Annotated in this window: 21 protein-coding genes; 16 read left to right on the forward strand and 5 right to left on the reverse strand. The window is 72.4% G+C overall.

Going from position 1 to position 19,255, the window contains the following annotated elements:
- Positions 1–10: 10 nt before the first annotated feature.
- Positions 11–1,540: a threonine/serine exporter ThrE family protein gene (locus HQQ88_RS16050; protein ID WP_123294858.1), complete on the reverse strand. Its 1,530-nt coding sequence runs from the start codon at positions 1,538–1,540 to the stop codon at positions 11–13.
- Positions 1,541–1,653: 113 nt separating this feature from the next.
- Positions 1,654–2,094 carry an OsmC family protein gene (locus HQQ88_RS16055; protein WP_111085865.1) on the reverse strand — a complete coding sequence of 147 codons (441 nt, stop codon included), beginning with the start codon at positions 2,092–2,094 and terminating at the stop codon, positions 1,654–1,656.
- A gap of 176 nt (positions 2,095–2,270) precedes the next feature.
- Between HQQ88_RS16055 and HQQ88_RS16060 the strand changes: the two genes are divergently transcribed.
- Positions 2,271–3,314 carry an NAD(P)-dependent alcohol dehydrogenase gene (locus HQQ88_RS16060; RefSeq protein WP_173170241.1) on the forward strand — a complete coding sequence of 348 codons (1,044 nt, stop codon included), beginning with the start codon at positions 2,271–2,273 and terminating at the stop codon, positions 3,312–3,314.
- Positions 3,315–3,421: 107 nt separating this feature from the next.
- On the opposite strand, the gene HQQ88_RS16065 is transcribed toward HQQ88_RS16060, so the two are convergent.
- Entirely contained in the window at positions 3,422–5,233 is a 1,812-nt protein-coding gene (locus HQQ88_RS16065) for a gamma-glutamyltransferase (protein ID WP_173170306.1), read from the reverse strand.
- Positions 5,234–5,337: 104 nt separating this feature from the next.
- A complete protein-coding gene (locus HQQ88_RS16070) occupies positions 5,338–6,156 on the reverse strand; it encodes a sulfite exporter TauE/SafE family protein (RefSeq protein ID WP_173170243.1) in 819 nt (272 codons plus the stop codon).
- A 76-nt stretch (positions 6,157–6,232) separates the two neighbouring features.
- Between HQQ88_RS16070 and HQQ88_RS16075 the strand changes: the two genes are divergently transcribed.
- From HQQ88_RS16075 to HQQ88_RS16140, 14 genes are all read left to right on the forward strand, one after another.
- Complete coding sequence (locus HQQ88_RS16075) at positions 6,233–6,988, forward strand: helix-turn-helix domain-containing protein (RefSeq protein WP_123937299.1); 756 nt, start codon at positions 6,233–6,235, stop codon at positions 6,986–6,988.
- Between the two features lie 78 nt (positions 6,989–7,066).
- The gene (locus HQQ88_RS16080) at positions 7,067–7,474 is read left to right on the forward strand and encodes a helix-turn-helix transcriptional regulator (protein WP_131922763.1); all 408 of its coding nucleotides are present in this window, start codon (positions 7,067–7,069) and stop codon (positions 7,472–7,474) included.
- Positions 7,471–7,947: an SRPBCC domain-containing protein gene (locus HQQ88_RS16085; RefSeq protein WP_111085859.1), complete on the forward strand. Its 477-nt coding sequence runs from the start codon at positions 7,471–7,473 to the stop codon at positions 7,945–7,947. The genes HQQ88_RS16080 and HQQ88_RS16085 overlap by 4 nt, the downstream gene beginning before the upstream one ends.
- Positions 7,948–8,070: 123 nt before the next feature.
- Positions 8,071–9,267 carry a peptidoglycan DD-metalloendopeptidase family protein gene (locus HQQ88_RS19965; RefSeq protein ID WP_134196156.1) on the forward strand — a complete coding sequence of 399 codons (1,197 nt, stop codon included), beginning with the start codon at positions 8,071–8,073 and terminating at the stop codon, positions 9,265–9,267.
- A gap of 116 nt (positions 9,268–9,383) precedes the next feature.
- On the forward strand, positions 9,384–10,034 hold the full coding sequence (locus HQQ88_RS16095) for a DNA alkylation repair protein (RefSeq protein ID WP_173170245.1): 651 nt from the start codon (positions 9,384–9,386) through the stop codon (positions 10,032–10,034).
- 69 nt (positions 10,035–10,103) lie between these two features.
- A complete protein-coding gene (locus HQQ88_RS16100) occupies positions 10,104–11,636 on the forward strand; it encodes an MFS transporter (RefSeq protein ID WP_367917038.1) in 1,533 nt (510 codons plus the stop codon).
- 27 nt (positions 11,637–11,663) lie between these two features.
- Positions 11,664–12,221, forward strand: coding sequence for a TetR/AcrR family transcriptional regulator (locus HQQ88_RS16105; protein ID WP_173170247.1), 558 nt, complete (start codon positions 11,664–11,666; stop codon positions 12,219–12,221).
- 106 nt (positions 12,222–12,327) lie between these two features.
- Complete coding sequence (locus HQQ88_RS16110; protein WP_173170249.1) at positions 12,328–13,215, forward strand: aminoglycoside phosphotransferase family protein; 888 nt, start codon at positions 12,328–12,330, stop codon at positions 13,213–13,215.
- Positions 13,216–13,339: 124 nt separating this feature from the next.
- Positions 13,340–14,533 (forward strand): zinc-dependent alcohol dehydrogenase, encoded by a 1,194-nt coding sequence (locus HQQ88_RS16115; protein ID WP_133937564.1) that lies wholly within the window; start codon positions 13,340–13,342, stop codon positions 14,531–14,533.
- Positions 14,533–15,618 (forward strand): NAD-dependent epimerase/dehydratase family protein, encoded by a 1,086-nt coding sequence (locus HQQ88_RS16120; RefSeq protein ID WP_173170251.1) that lies wholly within the window; start codon positions 14,533–14,535, stop codon positions 15,616–15,618. Before HQQ88_RS16115 ends, HQQ88_RS16120 begins: the two co-directional genes overlap by 1 nt.
- Positions 15,619–15,786: 168 nt before the next feature.
- A complete protein-coding gene (locus HQQ88_RS16125; RefSeq protein WP_173170253.1) occupies positions 15,787–16,140 on the forward strand; it encodes a hypothetical protein in 354 nt (117 codons plus the stop codon).
- Positions 16,137–16,391 (forward strand): c-type cytochrome biogenesis protein CcmI, encoded by a 255-nt coding sequence (gene ccmI, locus HQQ88_RS16130; protein WP_123294874.1) that lies wholly within the window; start codon positions 16,137–16,139, stop codon positions 16,389–16,391. Before HQQ88_RS16125 ends, ccmI begins: the two co-directional genes overlap by 4 nt.
- 9 nt (positions 16,392–16,400) lie before the next feature.
- The gene (locus tag HQQ88_RS16135; protein WP_173170255.1) at positions 16,401–16,811 is read left to right on the forward strand and encodes a DUF6314 family protein; all 411 of its coding nucleotides are present in this window, start codon (positions 16,401–16,403) and stop codon (positions 16,809–16,811) included.
- A 34-nt stretch (positions 16,812–16,845) separates the two neighbouring features.
- Positions 16,846–17,511, forward strand: a complete 666-nt coding sequence (locus HQQ88_RS16140) for a pentapeptide repeat-containing protein (protein ID WP_123937311.1) — start codon at positions 16,846–16,848, stop codon at positions 17,509–17,511.
- A gap of 62 nt (positions 17,512–17,573) precedes the next feature.
- Here HQQ88_RS16140 and HQQ88_RS16145 read toward each other — a convergent pair whose 3' ends face one another.
- On the reverse strand, positions 17,574–18,560 hold the full coding sequence (locus HQQ88_RS16145) for an NAD(P)/FAD-dependent oxidoreductase (protein ID WP_173170257.1): 987 nt from the start codon (positions 18,558–18,560) through the stop codon (positions 17,574–17,576).
- Positions 18,561–18,627: 67 nt separating this feature from the next.
- On the opposite strand from HQQ88_RS16145, the gene HQQ88_RS16150 reads away from it, so the two are divergent.
- A complete protein-coding gene (locus HQQ88_RS16150) occupies positions 18,628–19,236 on the forward strand; it encodes a helix-turn-helix domain-containing protein (protein ID WP_123339097.1) in 609 nt (202 codons plus the stop codon).
- Positions 19,237–19,255: the final 19 nt, after the last annotated feature.

Consider the following 19,255-nt stretch of genomic DNA (forward strand, 5'->3'; position numbering starts at 1 on the left):
CGCCGCGCCGTCAGCGTCCGTCCGGCGCCGACCGCGACCCGCGCGGCACCGAGCCGTCGCCGGGGTCGTACCCGGTGTCGCGGATGACCCGGAGCGCCGTGGTGTCGTTGTGGACCGAGTGCACGACGACCCGACGGGTCCGCCGGAGCGCACGGCGCGCACCAGGTGTCGCGAACAGGCCGCCGAGCACGAGCCCGGCGCCGATCCCGAGCGCCACGGAGACCGCGGCCACGAAGTCGAGGGCCGCACTCGACGAGCCCGACATGAAGTTCAGCAGTGCGTTCGACACGGCGACACCGGGCAGCAGCGCTCCGCAGAACGCCGGCACCGCGATCGCCGCAACCGCGGTCCGCATCCGCGCCGCTGCGTAGGTGGAGAGCACGCCGAGCAGGACCGCGGCCAGGAACGTCGCGCCGAGCAGCGGCAGGCCGAGCTGCCGCAGCCCCCACAGCGAGGCCCCCGCGGCCACCGAGAACACCACGGCGACGGGGATCACCCGCGCACTGGCCTGCTGCACGAAGCAGTTCGCCCCGGCCGACACCACCGTGAGCGAGAGTGACGCCCACAACGGCAACGCCTGCGTGACGATGCCCGACGGGTCGACCTCGAGGTGCAGCCACTTCGTCATCGCGATCCCCGCGGGCACCCCCACGACGATGGCGGCGATGACCAAGCCGATGTAGAACGCCCGGGCGACCGCCATCGCGCGGAAGCCGGAGATCGCGTCCTGGGCCCAGGTCACGAGTGAGACGTGCGGCAGGAGCAGCACCACCAGGGCCGCCACCATCGTGGCGGCACCCGCCGGGTGCAGGACGCCCACTCCGATGGCCAGGGTGCCGATCACCGACGCGACCGCTCCCTGCGCCCCGGACACGAAGAACTGCGGGTAGCCACGACCCGTCAGCCAGCGCCCGGACAGGATGATCCCGAACATCAGCACGAAGGCGCCGATGCCCGCTCGCCACCCACCACCGGCCTGCATCGCGATCGAGGTCCCCAGGATCGAGAGTCCGACGTCGGCGAGCCACGTGGGCCAGCGCGGCGGCATCCGCAGCACCGCCACGAGGGCGCTCACGCCCGAGGTCATGTCCCGCTCGTCGTGGATCAGGTCGTCCACGATCTGGTTCGCGCGCGCGAGCCGGTCGAGGTCGGAGCCGTCGGAACTCACTGTCCGGACCTTCACGAGCGGCGGGATGTCGGCCGGCGCGTACTGGATCGTCACCGAACTGCCGGAGAAGTCGAGGTCGAGCGGGGCCAGGTTCCACTTCGTCGACACCGCGACGACGGCGGTCTCGACGCTGCGGGTGTCGGCGCCGGACGCGAGCATCACCTCGGCCAGGTCGAGGCAGAAGTCGACGATCTGCGCGGCGGTGTACTGGTCGCGCCCCTTGGCGTCGGGTTCGACGTGCTCGTAGATCGTGCCGCGCAGTCGCGCACGTGCGTCGCGCAGGTCGTGCTGCGCCAGGCTGCGGCGTCGGGGGCGGGGCGGCCGGTGCGGGCGCCCCGGCTTGGGCTCGCCGGGGAAGTGCTGCTCGGCCATCCGACCATGGTGCCAGTCGCGATCTGGACGCGACCAGAGCGGACGGGAGGCCCGGTGCCAGCTGGCACCGGGCCTCCCGTCAGGTGGTCGGTCGCGTCTCGGACGCGACCCGACTACTGCTCGAACGTCGCGTCGAGCGTGATGTCGACGCCGGTGAGTGCCTTGCTGACCGGGCAGGTCGCCTTGGCGTCCTCGGCGGCCTTGAGGAAGGTCGCCTCGTCGATGCCGGTGACCTCACCGTGCACGGTCAGGGCGATGCCGGTGAGCTTGAAGCCGCCGGCGGAGTCCGGGCCGAGCGAGACGTCGGCCTTGACGTCGAGGGCCTCCACCGTGCCGCCGGCCTCGCCGAGGACGGCGGAGAACTGCATGGCGTAGCAGGCCGAGTGTGCGGCGGCGATGAGCTCCTCGGGGCTGGTGCTGCCACCGGCCTCGTCAGCAGCGCGCTTCGGGAACGAGACGTCGTAGGTGCCGACCTTCGAGCTGGAGAGTTCGACCTGGCCGGAACCGTCGTTGAGGCCGCCGTTCCAGGCGGTGCGTGCGGTGCGCGTGGGCATGGCCGCTCCTTTCGTGTGGGGGATCGGACCCGAGCGGGACCGTCGCAGCCGAGTCAAGCGGAGAACGCACGTTCTCGCAACCGGCTCACGGCGAAGACGCAGGCTTCGCGGTTCTGAGCGACAGGTGTTGCCCAAAACAACAGGTGTAGCGTGATGGTGTTCAAAGGAGACCCATCATGCGCGCCGTCGTGTTCGAGCAGTACCAGACCTTCCCGTCCCTGACGGAGGTCCCGAAGCCCACCCCGGGTCCGGGGGAGGTGCTCCTCAAGGTCGCAGGTGCCGGCGCGTGCCACTCGGACGTCGCGGTGTACCGCGAGTTCGCCGCCGGGGCTCCGGGGTCGCAGCAGCCCCCGTTCGTCCTCGGGCACGAGAACTCCGGCTGGGTCGAGTCCGTCGGTGACGGCGTGACCGGGTTCACCGAGGGCGACGCCTACCTGGTCTACGGGCCGGTCGGCTGCGGGCACTGCTCGTACTGCTCGAAGGGGCAGGACACCTACTGCGAGAACGCCGCGACGAACCCCTACATGGGCATCGGTCTCGGGCGGGATGGCGGTATGGCGGAGTACGTCAGTGTCCCCGCCCGCAACCTCGTGCCGCTCGGCGACGCCGACCCGATCGCTGCCGCACCGCTCAGCGACGCCGCGCTCACGCCGTACCACGCGATCAAGAACGCGCTGCCGAACCTGGCGGGTGGCGGTCGCTTCGCACTCGTCGTCGGGCTCGGCGGCCTCGGGCAGATCGCCGTGCAGATCATCACCGCGCTCACCGGCGCCACGGTCATCGCCACGGACATGAAGCAGGACGCCATGGACCGCGCCGCCGCCCGGGGCGCGATCACCGTCCCCGGCGGGCCGGACCAGGCCGCTGCGATCCGCGAGATCACCGGCGGCCGCGGGGTCGACGCTGCGTTCGACTTCGTGGGAGCGACGCCCACCATCAAGGTCGCGCAGGCCTCGATGGCGGTCGGCGGCCGGTTCACCGTCGTCGGGATCGCCGGCGGTACCACCGAGTGGAACTTCTTCGCGACGCCGTACGAGTCGACGATCACGAACACCTACTGGGGCACGATCGAGGACCTGCACGAGGTCGTCGCGATGTACCGCGCCGGGCAGATCGTCCCCGACGTGGAGCGGTACGCGCTGTCGGACGCTCTCGAGGCCTACCGGAAGCTCGAGGCCGGCGAGCTGTCGGGCCGCGCGGTGGTCGTCCCGACGCTCTGACCTCGCGGCGTCCCTGGTCGAATCGGGCGTACCTGGTCGGAAGTTCTGACCAGGTACGCCCGATTCCGCTTTCCAGCGCGGGTGTTATGGGAAGGAACGACCCCGGGTCAGCGGCCTGCGGCGTAGCCCTGGGCACCGCGGGGGTTCGCCGCGGCGCCGAGGACACCGGTCGCTGGGTCGCGGGTGACGCAGGTCAGACGGCCGAGGCTCCAGTCGCCGGCGCGGGTGACGACGTGTCCGCGGGCTTCGAGTTCCGCGATGACGTCGTCGCCGAGCCGGTCCTCGACCACGAGCCCCGCCGGCTCCCACGTGCGCGGCCAGAACGACCCCGGGAACGACGTCGTGTGCAGCGCCGGGGCGTCGATCGCCTGCTGTGGGGTGTACCCGCCGACGATCCACCGCAGCAGGAACAGCAGCTGCCACTGGTCCTGCTGGTCGCCGCCGGGTGAGCCGACCGCGGCCACGGGGACGCCGTCACGGAGCACCAGGGTCGGCGTCAGGGTCGTCCGCGGGCGCTCGCCGGGGCGCAGCGTCGACGCCGTGCCCGGTTCGAGCCAGGTCATCTGCAGCCGGGTGCCCAGGCAGAACCCGAGCTCCGGGATCGTCGGCGACGACTGCAGCCAGCCGCCGGACGGTGTCGCGCTGACGATGTTGCCCCAGCGGTCCACAACGTCGATGTGGCAGGTGTCGCCCCGGGTCTCGCCGTCCGGGGCCACGAACGGCTCGCCGCGGTCCTCGACCGGGGCGACCGGCGCGACAGGAGCGACCGGCGCGCGCTCGGTGTCCCGCGCGACCTGCACGGTCGGCTCGCCGAGACCAGCGCCGTCGCCAGCTGAGTACGACGTCCGGGCCGGCGGCATCGCCCGCTCGACGCCCGCGATCGTGCCCGGTCGCAGCTCGGCCGAGGCCCGCTCGCCGATCAGCGCACGCCGCTCGTCCGTGTACGCGTCGGAGAGCAGCACGTCGAGCGGGACGTCGCCGTCGCCGTAGAACGCCTCACGGTCGGCCATGGCGAGCTTCTGCGCCTCCACGATGGTGTGTGCGCCGACCGACGTCGACGGGTCGAGCAGTGCGTCGTCGAGCGGTTCGAGCAGCCGCAGGGTCTGCAGGAGCGCCGGACCCTGGCCCCACGGCCCGGTCTTCGCGATCGTGCAGCCGCGGAACTCCGCCGTCGCCGCGGGCTCGTACGACGCCCGGAACGCCGCCAGGTCCGACGCCCGGACGACCCCGGCGTGGTCGGTGCCCGACGCGTGTCGGTGCGGCGCCCGCACGAAACGGTCGATCGCCTCGGCGACGAAGCCCTCGGCCCACTCGCTCCGCGCGGCGTCGATGCGGGCGGTCCGGCTGCCGGAGCCGTCACCGGCGTCGAGGAGCCGGTCGAGCACTGCAGCCAGCGCCTCGTTGCGCACCAGGTCCCCGGGGGCCGGCACCGTGCCTCCTGGCAGCCACTGCGTGGCGGACGTGGGCCAGTGGTCACGGAACAGGCCCTGCACGGCGGTGATCGTCCGGACCACCCCGGCTGCGACCGGGTGGCCGTCACGGGCGTAGCCGATCGCCGGCGCGAGGACGTCCGCGAGCTCCCACGTGCCGTGGTCGCGGAGCAGCAGCAGCCACGCGTCGACGGCACCCGGGACGGTGGCGGCGAGTGCGCCGGAGCCGGGGACGAGCTCGAGGCCCTCGGCGCGGTAGTGCTCGGGCGTCGCACCGGCCGGCGCCGGTCCCTGGCCGACGAGCACGACCGGGGTCGGGTCCGACTCCGTCGCGAACACCGCCGTCAGGTCGCCGCCCGGGCCGTTCAGGTGCGGTTCGACCACGTGCAGGACGAACGCGCCCGCGACGGCTGCGTCGAAGGCGTTGCCGCCGCGTTCGAGCACCGACTGCGCGGTGGCGGTCGCGATCCAGTGCGTCGCGGCTGCCATGCCGAACGTGCCCTGCAGGTCCGGGCGCGAGGTCTGCGTGGTGGGCGGGACGAAGGCGGGGTTCGGCGTCGGCATGCACCCATCCTGTCCCCGGGGCTCGCCGCTCAGCCCAGGGCCACGACGATCCCCGCTGCGACGAGCAGCGCGACGTACCCCCAGGCGTGCACGACCTCGGGCAGGTGCGGCGGGCGACGTCGGAGCAGCACGATGACCGGCATCGCGCCGACCAGCAGGGCCACGGCAGCCCGGACGTCGACGGCGCCGACGAGTCCGGCGGCGTGCGGGACGACCGCCGGCAGCAGCATGGTCACGGCGGCGGCAGGCAGCGTGATCGCCAGCGTGAGGGGGTTCGCCAGCGTGGTCGCCGCGGTCATGGTGGCACCGGACCGGCGCAGCATCGGGACCGTCACCACGCTGCCGCCGACGCCGAGGAACGCCGCGACCGCACCGATCGGGAGGCCCGTGGCGGTCGGGACGCCGGTACCGGTCGGTCCGTGGTCGCGTCCACCGCCGCGGGTCGCGACTGCTCGATCCGTCGCCGAGCTGCGCAGGAAGCCCGGGCGCAGGAGCAGGTCGGCGACCGTGACCCCGAGGTAGACGACGAAGCCCCAGCGCAGGAGCGCGTCCGGTGCCTCTCGTGCGGCGAGCACCCCGACCGTGCCGCCGACCCCGAGCAGGACGAACAGCGACGAACGACCCCGGAGCGGTGCGAGTGCGCCGCGCCGGGCCGAGACGGTGGCCACGGCGGCGTTCACCAGCATCACGAGGGCCGAGGTCGCCGTGGCCACCCGGACGGCGTCGCCACCGAGGGCTGCGTCGGCGACGGTGATGATCGGCACGGTGACGAACCCACCGCCGAACCCGAACAGGACGGTGGTGACCCCGACCAGGACCCCGATGACCACGAGCACGACGAACGACATGCCTCCATCCCAGCGGGGATCACCACGGCGGACGATCGGGTGTGCGGCACGTTCCTTCGAGACCTAGCCTCGACGTGTGCGCAACGTCCCGGTCTCCGAGTTCGACCACCAGCCGTTCGACGTCCTGCCGATCGGCACCGACTACCCGCCGGACCACCTGCTCGCCCGGCACGAGCACCGACGGGCGCAGCTGCTCTACGGTGCGAGCGGCGTGATGCTCGTCGAGACCGACGACGGCTCGTGGACCGTGCCGACCGACCGGGCCGTGCTCATCCCGCCCGGGGTGCCCCACGAGGTCCGGATGCTCGACGTCAGCACCTGGAGCCTGTACGTCGAGCCGGACGCCGTGCCCTGGTGGCCGACACGGTGCACCGTCGTCGAGGTCGGGCCCCTGCTGCGCGAGGTGCTGCGCGCCGCCAACGCGCTCGACGTGCCGTACGACGACGGCGGCCGGGACGGCACCCTCGTCCGGCTCGCCCTGCACGAGCTGCAGCGCGTCGCACCGATCCCGCTGAGCGTCTCGCTGCCGCCACGGGGCGTCCTGCGCGACCTGTGTCGGGCGTACCTGGCCGAGCCCGACGTCCACGTGACGAACACCGACTGGGCACGTGCGGCAGCCGTCTCGGAACGCACCCTCGACCGCCACTTCCGTGCGGCCACGGGGGTGGGTCCCGCGAGCTGGCGCGTGCGTGCGCGACTGTTGGCGAGCCTCCCGGCCCTGCGACGCGGCACCGTGACGGAGGTGGCGGGCCGACTCGGCTACGCGACCCCCGCGGCGTTCACCGCCGCCTTCTCGAAGGCGTTCGGGGCCCCGCCGTCCCGGTTCCGGTGAGGCCTTGCGCTCCCGCGGGTGCGAGCGCATACTGAACGCAACGGTTAATTAACCGTCTGGTTCACCGAGGAGGCGACGATGGAACCCGACCACACCGACGTCGTCCTGTCGGCGCTCGCCGACCCGATCCGACGGCGCATCGTCGAACGGCTCGGCAAGGGTGAGGCGACCGTCTCCGAGTTGTCGGAGCCGTTCGACGTCAGCGCCCCGGCGATCTCGCGGCACCTCGGCGTGCTCGAACGCGCCGGCCTGATCACGCGCGAGCGGCACGGCACGTGGCGCACGTGCCGTCTCCGGCCCGAGGCCGTCGACGAGCTCGGCGCCTGGCTGGGCCGGTTGCGTCCCGACTGGGACCGCCGGTTCGACCGCCTGGAAGCCCTGCTCGCCGCCCAGCGCACGCCCGCCCCGGTGGGCAGCCCTTCCACCGCCCCACCCGCCAGTTCCGCCAGTTCCGCCTTCACCGTCGATCCGCAGGAGCAGTCATGACCGAACAGTTCACCGCCCACGCCACCCACCGCTTCGCCCACCCCGTCGCCGACGTCTACCGGGCGTTCGTCGACCCGGCGCTGCTCGCGCTCTGGTTCGGACCCCTCGGCTTCCACGTCCCCGTCGCCACCGTCGAGGTCGACGCGCGGGTCGGTGGCGCCTGGAACCTCACGATGGTCAGCAACGACAACGCCGAGTGGTCGTCGCCCGTCACCTCGACCCTCGAGCAGATCGAGGAGAACCGGATCATCGTCGGCACCTCGACGGCGCACGGCATCCCGGGGGTCGAGGACGGCACCGCACTGTCCCTGACGCTGGAGTTCGCCGAGGACGGCGACGGCACGATCGTCACCCTGACGCAGGGACCCTTCCCCGAGTTCATGCGCGACATGAACATCGCCGGCTGGACGCAGTCGTTCCACAAGCTCGAAGCACTGCTGGCGACACCGAAGGAGTTCTTCCAGCAGCCGTAGCCGCACCCCCCTGTCAAGGGGTTGTGCGCCCCGCGCAGAAAAGCGAACATCGTTCGGTGACTCGTACAGGGCGAGCGCCGAACGACCGCGCAGGGGCGTGGTCGGTTCCGAGTCAGGGGATCCATGACCACCACTCCGTCGACCGTCGCACGTGCGCGCCGACTCCCACGCTTCGCCGGCGCGCTCACGGTGCTGGCCCTGGCCGCCGGTGCCCTCGTCGCGACCGCTGAACCCGCCGCAGCATCGGCGGTGTGGGTCGGATCGGCACCTGCCGGCACCAAGATCAACCCCGGCGACCAGGTGACGTCGCCGAACGGCCAGTTCAAGCTCATCATGCAGGGCGACGGCAACCTGGTCGAGTACGGCATCGGGAACCGCGTGCTGTGGGCCTCGAACACCGCTGGTTCCCCCGGTGCGATCGCGGTCGTCGGTAAGAACCGTGCCCTCGACATCACCAAGAACGGCAAGCGTCTGGCCCGCTGGGCCTCGGCCGGCACCGTGAACTCGACGGCGCTGAAGATCCGCGCCGACGGCACCATGGCGCTGCTCGCCGGCAGGTCCGTCGTCGTGAACTGGACCACCTACCAGGACCGGGTCGCCTCGGGGAACACGCTCCTCGGCGGCACCGTGCTGCGCTCGGACACCACGAACACGCGCATCCTCAACATGCGCACCGACGGCAACCTGGTGCAGAAGGTCAGCGGCCGCGTCGTCTGGCAGTCGCGCACCGGCGGCCACCCCGGCGCCTGGGCCGAACTGCAGCCCAAGGGCAACTTCGTCATCTGGACCCGTGACGCATCGCGCAAGAAGGTCGCGCTCTGGACCTCGCGCACCGGCACGGCCGGCTCCGGCAACCTGCTCGTGCAGGTCGACGGCAACGTCGTGCTCTACGGGGCCAAGGACACCCGCGTCTGGTCGAGCCGACCCGTCACCGGACTGGCATGGCCCGTCAACGGGACGAAGATCACCGGCAAGTACGGCGACGACCGTGGCGCCGGACACGTCCCGCGCTACCACCAGGGCACCGACGCGCCCGTGCCCGTCGGCACCCCGGTGTACGGCTCCGGCACCGGCGAGGTGACCAAGACCGTGGCGAACGACGCCTCGTACGGCAACTACATCGTCGTGACCTACGGCATGACCGCGGTGCTCACCGCCCACCTCAGCAAGATCGAGGTGAAGAAGGGCCAGATCGTGAAGCTCGGTACCGAGATCGCGAAGTCCGGCAACACCGGGCAGTCGACCGGCCCGCACGTGCACGTCGAGACGCGGCGCAACGGCACGCTCGTCGACCCGTTGAAGAACATGCACTTCCGCTGATCCGGGGTCGCTGGCGGCGCACCGCTTCGTGAGCAGGAATGGTCGGGTCGCCTTCGGGCACCCGACCATTTCTGCTCACGAAGTGCGGGCAGGGCGGCGCGGATACCCTTGACCGGATGACATCGCGCGGCGGGACCGGGGCTGGGAACGGGGCCGACGCGGAGGCCGTGCTCGTCGCCTTCGCGCGCACCGACGGCGGCGTCGCGGCGGCGCGTCGCGTCGCACGGCGGTTCGAAGGCCTCGACGACGGCGAGCGCTCGGCGCTGCTGTGGAGCGACGACGACGGCGCGAAGCTCATCGCCGTGCTGCTGCTGGTGCAGGCGATGCGCGAGCGCCCCGATCCGGAGCTGACCGACGAGTACCTGTCGGCAGCGAAGGCCGAGCGGTTCTACGACCCGGCGCTGGTCGACCTGGCAGCCGAGGAGCTCGTCGGTGCGCCGCTCGTGGGTGGCTCGACGGGGCCGCTGTTCGCGCTCGTGAAGTCCGACGTGGCGATGGTGCGCCGGATCGCGGTCGTGGCGACGCTGGCGTTCGCGAAGCAGGGCGACGCCGAGGTGCCACTCGGGATCGCGGGACGCCTGGTGCGGGAGCGGAGCGACACCGTGCAGTCGGCGCTGGGGTGGGTCCTGCGCGAGACGGGCAAGCGCGCGTCGGAGCCGGCGCTCGTGGCGTTCCTCGAGAAGAGCGGACGGTTCTTGACGCCTGCGGCGCGCCACACGGCGACCGAGCACCTGCCGCCGGCGGATCGCGACCGCCTGCGGGGTTGAGGACGAACGACGCTGACAACCAACTGTGCAGTCGGCTCTACCGACCATGTGGTCGGTTAGGGTCTCCGGGTGACCGAAACCACCCCGAGCACCAGCACCGCCCCGATCCACCGCGCCTCCGTCCGTGAATGGGCGTCCCTCGGCGTCCTCACCCTGGCCGTGGTGCTGCTGGCGATCGACGGCACCGTGCTGGCCCTCGCCGTGCCGTCGCTGACCGCCGACCTCGACCCGACCGCGACGCAGGTGCTCTGGATCGGCGACGTCTACTCGTTCGCGCTCGCTGGGCTGCTCGTGACGATGGGCAACGTCGCCGACCGGATCGGCCGGAAGCGCCTGCTGCTCATCGGCGCGGTCGCGTTCGGCCTGGCCTCGGCCGCCGCAGCGTTCGCGCAGACGCCCGAACTCCTCATCGCCGCGCGGGCACTGCTCGGCATCGCCGGAGCGACCCTGATGCCGTCGACCCTGTCGCTGGTGCGCACGATCTTCCGCGACGCCCGGCAGCGCACCACCGCGATCGCCGTGTGGTCGGCGGGTGCGACGGGTGGTGCCGCCGCCGGACCGCTCGTCGGCGGTGCGCTGCTCGAGCACTTCTGGTGGGGCTCGGTCTTCCTCATCAACATCCCCGTCATCGTCGTGATCGTCATCGCCGGAGCGATCCTGCTGCCCGAGTCGAAGGGCGGCTCGCGCACCCCGATCGACCTGCTCTCCGCCGTCCTCTCGGTCCTGGCGATCGTGCCGCTCGTGTATGCCGTGAAGCACGTCGCCGGGCACGGGTTCGACTGGACGGTGCCCCTGACGGCACTCCTCGGCATCGGCGCCGGCTGGTGGTTCGTCCGCCGCCAGAAGCGCCTCACGACGCCGCTCATCGACCTGCAGCTGTTCCGGATCCCGGCGTTCTCGGGCGCCGTCGTCGCGAACTCGCTGTCGGTCTTCGCACTGAGCGGCCTGCTGTTCTTCTTCTCGCAGTACCTGCAGCTTGTCCGCGGGTTCACGCCGCTGCTCGCCGGAGCGGCCGAGCTGCCGGCGACCCTGGCCTCGATCGCGGTGATCGCGATCATCGGGCTGCTGTCCCGGCGGGTCGGACCCGGCCGGTCGATCGGCCTCGGCCTGGCGGTCGCCGCCGTGGGCATGGCCGGTCTCGCGTTCGCCGAGGGGCTGCCGACGTACTGGGGCATCGCGATCGCGCTCGCCGTGGTCGGCCTGGGCGTCGGGGTCTCGATGACCCTGGCCACCGACGCCGTGGTCGCCGCGGCACCCCGGGAGCGTGCCGGTGCGGCCTCGGCCATCTCGGAGACCGGCTACGAACTGGGCGTCGCGCTCGGCATCGCGGTGCTCGGCTCGCTGCAGACCGCGTTCTACCGGTCGAACCTCGTCGTCACGAGCGGCGCGGTCAGCGGCGGTGTCGGCGACCGGATCCGTGAGTCCCTGGCGTCGGCGTCCCAGGTCCTGCAGGACGGCGACCCGATCCTCGAACACGCGCGGCACGCCTTCACCGGTGGCATGCAGCTCGCGTCGATCTGCGCGGCCGTGGCGCTCGCCGTCGCCGCCGCGGTCGCACTCCGGGTGATCCCGAACCGGCAGGATGGACCGCATGAGCACTGAAGGTCGTCATGAGCACTGAGGGTCGTCATGAGCACTGACGGCACCCGCGATCGTGAGCGCACCCGCCAGGCGGTCCTCGAGGCCGCCGAGCGGCTGCTCGCCGAGCGCGGCACCCGGGTGAGCGTCGCCGAGATCGCGGCGGACGCCGGCGTCTCCAAGAGCGGCCTGCTCCACCACTTCCCGTCGAAGGACGAGCTGCTCCTCGCGGTCGCCGCGCACGGTCTCACGACGTTCAAGGACGAGGTGCTCCGGCACGTCGACCTGGCCGAGAACCGCCCAGGCAAGGTCCTCCGCGCCTACGTGCGGACCCTGTGCGGCGGCAGCCAACGCGCCATGGAGGTCTTCTCGCCGACGGCGCACTGGACCGGCCTGATGGCAGTGCCGGGGGTCGAGGCGGTCGTCGCCGCGGACGCCGAGGACTGGCGCGCGGTGTTCGCGCGCGACGGCCTGCCCGAGGACCGCACGTTGGTCGTCCGGCACGCGGCCGAGGGGCTCGCAGCAGCTGTCGCCATGCCGCCGTACCTGGACGCACGCGAGCTGGCGGTCACCCGTGACGCGCTGCTCACCCTGGCAGAACCCGCCTGACGACCCGGCCAGGAGGCCCGGTGCCGGCCCGCCCCGCCGGTCACCAGGGCAGGCGGCCGGCCCGACCCCCGTGGTCCGGTCGGCGGTGTCGGCCTACCCTGGGGCCATGCACACCGAAGTGCCCCGGATCGACGTCGCACTCGTGGAACGACTCGTCGCGACGCAGTTCCCCGAGTGGAACGGCCTGCCCGTGCGCGAGGTCGACCACCAGGGCTGGGACAACCGCACGTACCGACTCGGCGACGCGCTGTCCGTCCGGCTGCCGAGTGCCGCCGGCTACGTGCCCGGGGTCGAGAAGGAGCAGGATGTCCTGCCGTACCTGGCACGCCGGTTGGACGTCGCGGTCCCCGAGCCGGTCGGCCTCGGCGAACCGGGCGAGGGGTACCCGTTCCCGTGGTCGGTCCGGCGGTGGCTCGACGGGACGGCGGCCGCGCGTGCGGTCGACCTCGACCACGAGCGCTTCGCCGCCGACGTCGGCGCGGTGCTCCGGCAGCTCCGGAGCCTCCCCGCCACCGGGGGCCCGACCGCCGGCGTGCACTCGTTCCACCGTGGCGAGCACCCCTCGGTGTACGGCGCCGAGGTCGTCGCGGCGCTCGACACCCTGGGCGCGCAGGTCGACCGTGCCGCGTGCGAACGCATCTGGGACGACGCGGTCGCCACCGCGTGGGACCGTCCGGGGGTCTGGTTCCACGGGGACGTCGCGCCGGGCAACCTGCTCGTCGACGACGCGGGACGCCTCGCCGCCCTGATCGACTTCGGCACGTGCGGGGTCGGCGACCCGGCCTGCGACCTCGTGCTCGCGTGGACGTTCCTCGAACCGGCGGCGCGCCCGGTGTTCCGCGAAGCCGTGGGGCTCGACGCCGACGCGTGGGCGCGGGCGCGTGGCTGGGCGCTGTGGAAGGCGCTCATCATGCTCGCGGGCAGTGCCGGCCCGGGCGACCGCGCGGAGCACGAGCGCGTGCTCGCCACGGTGCTCGCGGATCCCGTCGTCTGACCGGGCGGCGGAGCCCCGAACCCAGGCGGGGCTGTGAACGCACCACGGGGCGGGCGCGTACCGAAGAGGGGGAAGCGAGCCGCGCCTCCCGGCCGGCCCGAAGCGACCACGAGAGGAACGCGACGTGCGCGCACTGACCTGGCAGGGCACCGAGAAGGTGTCCGTCGAGACCGTCCCCGACCCGACCATCCAGGAACCGACCGACGCGATCGTGCGGATCACGTCCACGGCGATCTGCGGCTCCGACCTGCACCTGTACCGGGTCCTCGGCCCGTACATCGACAAGGGCGACGTCCTCGGCCACGAACCCATGGGCATCGTGGAGGAGGTCGGCAGCGCCGTCACGAACCTGAAGGTCGGCGACCGGGTCGTCGTCCCCTTCAACATCTCGTGCGGCCACTGCTGGATGTGCAAGAACGGCCTGCAGTCGCAGTGCGAGACCACCCAGGTCACCGAGTACGGCTCCGGAGCGGCGCTCTTCGGCTACACGAAGATGTACGGCCAGGTCCCCGGCGGCCAGGCCGAGTACCTCCGGGTCCCGCACGCGGACTACGGGCCCATCGTGATCCCGGACGACGGCTCGCCCGACGACCGGTGGCTGTTCCTCAGCGACATCCTGCCCACCGCGTGGCAGGCCGTGCAGTACGCGAACGTGCCCGAGGGCGGCACGCTCGCCGTGCTCGGGCTCGGCCCCGTCGGCCAGTTCGCCGCCCGCATCGGCAAGCACCTGGGCTACCGCGTGCTCGCCGTCGACCCCGAACAGGTCCGACGCGACCTGGGGGCGAAGCACGGCGCCGAGGTCTTCGACCTGACCAAGGACACCGTGCCGGAGCTCGTCGACCTGACCGACGGCCGCGGCCCGGACGGGGTCGTCGACGCCGTCGGCATGGAGGCGCACGGTAACCCCGTCGCCGGCTTCGCGCAGCGTGCGGCCGGGCTGCTACCCGACGCCCTGGCGCAGAAGGCGATCGAGGTGGCCGGCATCGACCGGCTCGCAGCCGTGCACGCCGCGATCGACCTGGTCCGTCGCGGCGGCACCGTGTCCCTGAGCGGCGTCTACGGCGGCATGGCCGACCCGATGCCGATGATGACGCTCTTCGACAAGCAGATCACCATCCGCGAAGGACAGTGCAACGTGAAGCACTGGATCGACGACATCATGCCGCTCGTGCAGGACCCGTCGGACCCGCTCGGCACGCTCGACCTGACCACCCACCGGGTGTCGCTCGAGGACGCCCCGCACATGTACGAGGTGTTCCAGAAGAAGCAGGACGGCTGCGTCAAGGTCGTGCTCGACCCCGCCCTGGCCGCCGCCTGATGCGGATCGTCGTCGTCGGCGGGACCGGCAACGTCGGGACGGCGGTGCTCCGTCGGCTCGCGCAGGCGCGGGTCGCCGCGCGGGCGGACGGGGCTTCGCCCGGTGCCTCCGACAGCGACGGGCGCGGCGGCAGCGTCGAGATCGTCGGGGTCGCGCGGCGGCTGCCGGACGTGCACGCGGAGCCGTACGGTTCCGCGGTCTGGCACGCCGTGGACATCGGCGCGTCCGACGCTGTCGGCCAGCTCACCGCGGTCTTCACCGGTGCCGACGCCGTGATCCACCTGGCCTGGGCGCTGCAGCCGACGCACGACATCCCGCTGCAGTACCGGACGAACGTCACCGGCACCGCGAACGTGTTGTCGGCCGTGGCGCGAGCAGGGGTGCCGCAGGTCGTCGTCGCGTCGTCGGTCGGGACCTACCGGGGCGTCGATGCCGCGGGCAAGCGGACCCCGGTCGACGAGAGCTGGCCGACCGACGGCATCCCCACCGCGACGTACTCGATCCACAAGGCCGCAAACGAAGCGGCGATGGACGCGTTCGAGGCAGACCATCCGTCCGTGGTCGTCACGCGGCTGCGCCCGGGGCTGATCTTCCAGCGGGACGCCGCCGCCGAGATCCGCGGGCTGTTCCTCGGACACCTCGTGCCGATGTCGATCGTGCGGTGGATCCGGTGGCTCGTGCTGCCCCTGCCGTACCCGTTCGTGTTCCAGGCGGTGCACGCCGACGACGTCGCGGACGCGTACTGGCGGACCGTCGACCAGCGGGCCGGCGGAGCGTTCAACATCGCTGCGTCGCCCGTGCTCAACCCGCCGCGGTTGGCCCGGGCCTTCGGCATGCTCGGTGCCGTCCGGATCCCGCTCGGACTGCTGCGCGGGATCGTGACGCTGACGTGGCGGCTGCGGTTGCAGCCGACGGATGCCGGCTGGATCGACATCGCGGCCGGCGTGCCGATCATGCGGACCGACCGTGCCCGGTCGGTGCTCGGATGGGAGGCCCGGCACACCTCCGAAGACGCGTTGCGTGCGCTCGTGGCCGGGTTCGCGGACGGTGCGCACGTGGCCGCGTCGGATCCGCTGCGGGGGTAGCTGGGCTGGGCGGGTGCTGCCGGGGCGTTGCGGGTGCTTTCGGGCGTACCTGGTCGGAAGTTTCGACCAGGTACGCCCGATTCCGCTTCCCATCGCGGGTGTTCTGGGAAGGAACGGGCGCTCGGGTCGCGCTACGCTTCGCTCGTCGTTGTGAGAAGGGGGAGCGCGATGGTGCTCAGTTGGTCGGCGTTCAGCGAACTCGAGGGACCGGGCGGCTCGGGGATGCCCGACCTGTTCGGCGGTTGGTTCGGCATCGCGTTCGGAGTCGTCGCAGCCCTGACGATCCTCACCACCCTGACGATCGTCGTCCTGACGCTCTACCGGGGCAAGCGGATGGCCGACCGCGGTCAGAACCCGCTCACCCTGCAGGAGGACATCGCGTACCAGGCGATGCAGAGCCGGACGCTCGCGCCCGAGAAGCCGCTCGAACAGCGGCTCGCCGAACTCGACGACCTGCACGCTCGCAGTGTGATCTCCGACGAGGAGCACCGGGCGGCGCGAGCCGAGGCCCTGCGCGGATGATCGCCTCCGAGGAGCTGCACAACCCGCTCATCCCGCCGCTGTACGACATCGTGTGGAGCGTGGCGATGGGGCTCATCGTGGTCGCCGTCGTCGTCACCGTGTGGATCGCGGTCGTCCGGAGCCGTCGCTCGAACGGTGCGCCCCGGACGCTCCGCGAGCAGCGGTTGGCGGAACTCGACGACCTGCACGCTCGCGGTGTGATCTCCGACGAGGAGCACCGGGCGGCCCGAGCCGAGGCCCTGCGCGGTTAGCCTGGGGCGGTGCTGCTGCCGACGGACCTGCTGGGGGAGTGGGTGCTCCGCCGGACCCTGGACGACCGGCGTGCCGGCGTGCAGGGCGTCGTCACCGGCACCACGACGCTGACCGCGGTCGGCGCGGACGAGGTGCGCTGGGACGAAGCGGGCGTGATGACCTTCGGCGGCCGGACCACCGCGGTGTCCCGGACGCTGACCGTCCGGCGCGACGATGACCACGCGTGGACCGTGCACTTCGCCGACGGCCGGGTGTTCCACGACTGGGTGTGGGGCGCGAGCGTCGCCCACGCCTGCGCACCGGACGACTACACCGGGGCACTGGACGGCGACGAGCAGCGGTGGACCGTGCGCTGGGAAGCCCGGGGCCCGGCGAAGGACTACCGGCTCGACAGCGTGCTGACCCGGTTGCCGGCGTGACCACGACGTCACCGGCACGCGCCAGACTGAGTCCATGGCACGTTCCTCCGGCACCGAAGCCCCGCGCATCACCCTGACCGAGCCCGTCGACCTGCAGGACTGGGTCCCCGGACCCGGCGACGTCCTGACCGGCGACCGCATCGAGGGGAAGCGCATCGGCGTGCTCGACCTGGCCGGTGAGCGGCTGCCCGACCTCGAGATCGAGGAGTGCGTCATCGACACGCTCCGGGGCGACGGCGCCGACTTCCGTGGCCTGCGGGTGCACGACTCGATCATCGACACGCTCGACGCCCCCGTGCTGCGGGCGTCGAGCAGTTCGTGGCGCGAGGTCCGGGTGTCCGGCGGTCGCATCGGCTCGGGTGAGCTGTACGACTCCGGGTTGAACGGCGTCGAGTTCGTCGGGATGAAGTTCGGGTTCGTGAACCTGCGCGGATCGACGCTCACCGACGTGGTGTTCCGCGACTGCGTCATCGACGAGCTCGACATCGCGGACGCGAAGCTGCTCCGGGTGTCGTTCGAGGGCAGCAGCATCCGCGACGCCGAGGGGTCCAACACCCGGATCGACCACGTGGACCTGCGGGGTGCGGACCTCGACCGGGTCGAGCGCCTCGAGGGGTTCCGCGGTGCGACGATCGGCGCCGACCAGCTGTACACGCTCGCCCCGCTGCTGGCGGCGCAGGCGGGCTACCGCGTCGACTGACGGCTGCCCCGAGTCTCGGGGTGGACGACACTCCTCGCGGCTCCGAGCGCGAGGACTGTCGCTCAGGCCGAGACTCGCCCGGAGCCCGCCGCGGCGGCCAGCGCTGCCGCGAGGTCGGCCTGCACCAGGTCGCCGTGGGCCGCAGCCCCGGCCTGGACCCCGGCGGCAGCGGACGCGATGACCGTCGCCATCGGGGCCGCCACGTTGCCGGCCGCGTACACACCGCGCACCGAGGTCTGCCCGGCCGGGTCGACCGTCAGCGCGCTCGCGTACCGGAAGTCACCCATGAACTGGTCGGTGGCGACCAGGCCGAGCCCGGACAGGAAGTCCACGCGCGCTTCAGCGGTGCTCGCCGCGGCCAGGGCGTCGAGTTCGACGACCTCGCCGGAGCCGAGCGTGACCCCGGTCAGCGTGCCCTCCGACGAGCGGACCTGCGTGACCGTGTCGTCCACGACCTCGATCCCGCGGGCCCGCAAACCGGCCAGGGCGGTGTCGTCGACGAGTGCCGGATCGGTGACGAACGCCGTCACGTGCTCGCTCAACGCCCGGAACATCAGCGCGTGGTGCACGCCGTTCGGTGTCGTCACGAGCACGCCGATGCGCTGGTCGCGGATCTCCCACCCGTGGCAGAACGGGCAGTGCACGACCCCGCGCCCCCACTGCTCGGCCAGGCCGGGTACCTGCGGCAGGACGTCCACGGCGCCGGAGGCGACGACGAGCCTGCGGGCGGTGACGACCGTGCCGGGGTCCAACGTGACCGAGAAGCCGACCGGGTCGGTGCCGTCACCCGTCGTGGCGGACGCGGCCACGATCCTCCCGGCCGTCACCTCGACTCCGTAGGCGGCGACCTCGCCGCGACCGATCGCGGACAGCTCGGCGGGGGCGACGCCCTCGCGCCCGAGGTAGTTGTGGGCGCCGGCCGACGGCGCGTTGCGGGGCTCGCCCGCGTCGACGACGAGGACGGAGCGGCGGGAGCGCCCGAGGGCGAGGGCGGCGGAGAGGCCGGCGGCTGCTCCGCCGATGACGATGACGTCGTAGTGATCACGCATGCAAGGAGCATGCGGCCGATGGGTCGCGGACAGCAAGGAACCTTGCTGATGTGGCAAACTGGACAGCATGTCCCACGGCCCGCAGGAACCAGTCGCCCCCCGCACGACCGCCCAGGTCGTCGACGGGGTGGGGCCGCGGTTGCGCGCGCTCCGTGCCCACCGGGACGTCACGCTCGCCGCCCTGTCGGAGGAGACCGGGGTGTCGGTGAGCACGCTCTCGCGGCTCGAGTCAGGGCAGCGCAAGCCGACGCTCGAGCTGCTGCTCCCACTGGCGCGGGCGTACCAGGTGCCGCTCGACGACCTGGTCGGAGCGCCCCAGACCGGCGACCCCCGGGTGCACATGAAACCCGAGGTGCACGGCGGCCGGGTCGTCGTGCCGCTGACGAAGCGAACCGGCGGCGTGCGGTCGTTCAAGCAGCTGTTCCCGCCGAACACACCGGGCGGTGAACCGTCGCTCAAGACGCACGAGGGGTACGAGTGGCTCTACGTGCTGTCCGGCCGCCTGCGCCTGGTGCTCGGCGAACACGACCTCGACCTCGGGCCGGGGGAGGTCGCCGAGTTCGACACCCACACCCCGCACTGGATGGGCAACGTCACCGATTCGGTGACCGAGGTGCTGTGCCTGTACGGGCCGCAGGGGGAGCGGGCGCACGTGCGGTCGCGACCGACGCGCTGACCCGCTGGCCCGCGGGCCC

Origin of the sequence: Curtobacterium sp. VKM Ac-2861 (assembly GCF_013204965.1) — a bacterium.
Taxonomy (GTDB): domain Bacteria; phylum Actinomycetota; class Actinomycetes; order Actinomycetales; family Microbacteriaceae; genus Curtobacterium.

Excerpts from the sequence above, each read along its gene's own strand:
- HQQ88_RS16120 (WP_173170251.1), top strand. The coding sequence starts at position 14,533 with ATGCGGATCGTCGTCGTCGGCGGGACCGGCAACGTCGGGACGGCGGTG.
- HQQ88_RS16085 (WP_111085859.1), top strand. The coding sequence starts at position 7,471 with ATGACCGAACAGTTCACCGCCCACGCCACCCACCGCTTCGCCCACCCC.
- HQQ88_RS19965 (WP_134196156.1), top strand. The coding sequence starts at position 8,071 with ATGACCACCACTCCGTCGACCGTCGCACGTGCGCGCCGACTCCCACGC.
- HQQ88_RS16125 (WP_173170253.1), top strand. The coding sequence starts at position 15,787 with ATGGTGCTCAGTTGGTCGGCGTTCAGCGAACTCGAGGGACCGGGCGGC.
- HQQ88_RS16060 (WP_173170241.1), top strand. The coding sequence starts at position 2,271 with ATGCGCGCCGTCGTGTTCGAGCAGTACCAGACCTTCCCGTCCCTGACG.
- HQQ88_RS16070 (WP_173170243.1), bottom strand. The coding sequence starts at position 6,156 with ATGTCGTTCGTCGTGCTCGTGGTCATCGGGGTCCTGGTCGGGGTCACC.
- HQQ88_RS16080 (WP_131922763.1), top strand. The coding sequence starts at position 7,067 with ATGGAACCCGACCACACCGACGTCGTCCTGTCGGCGCTCGCCGACCCG.
- HQQ88_RS16055 (WP_111085865.1), bottom strand. The coding sequence starts at position 2,094 with ATGCCCACGCGCACCGCACGCACCGCCTGGAACGGCGGCCTCAACGAC.
- HQQ88_RS16050 (WP_123294858.1), bottom strand. The coding sequence starts at position 1,540 with ATGGCCGAGCAGCACTTCCCCGGCGAGCCCAAGCCGGGGCGCCCGCAC.
- HQQ88_RS16065 (WP_173170306.1), bottom strand. The coding sequence starts at position 5,233 with ATGGCAGCCGCGACGCACTGGATCGCGACCGCCACCGCGCAGTCGGTG.
- HQQ88_RS16150 (WP_123339097.1), top strand. The coding sequence starts at position 18,628 with ATGTCCCACGGCCCGCAGGAACCAGTCGCCCCCCGCACGACCGCCCAG.
- HQQ88_RS16140 (WP_123937311.1), top strand. The coding sequence starts at position 16,846 with ATGGCACGTTCCTCCGGCACCGAAGCCCCGCGCATCACCCTGACCGAG.
- ccmI (WP_123294874.1), top strand. The coding sequence starts at position 16,137 with ATGATCGCCTCCGAGGAGCTGCACAACCCGCTCATCCCGCCGCTGTAC.
- HQQ88_RS16095 (WP_173170245.1), top strand. The coding sequence starts at position 9,384 with ATGACATCGCGCGGCGGGACCGGGGCTGGGAACGGGGCCGACGCGGAG.
- HQQ88_RS16105 (WP_173170247.1), top strand. The coding sequence starts at position 11,664 with ATGAGCACTGACGGCACCCGCGATCGTGAGCGCACCCGCCAGGCGGTC.
- HQQ88_RS16110 (WP_173170249.1), top strand. The coding sequence starts at position 12,328 with ATGCACACCGAAGTGCCCCGGATCGACGTCGCACTCGTGGAACGACTC.
- HQQ88_RS16145 (WP_173170257.1), bottom strand. The coding sequence starts at position 18,560 with ATGCGTGATCACTACGACGTCATCGTCATCGGCGGAGCAGCCGCCGGC.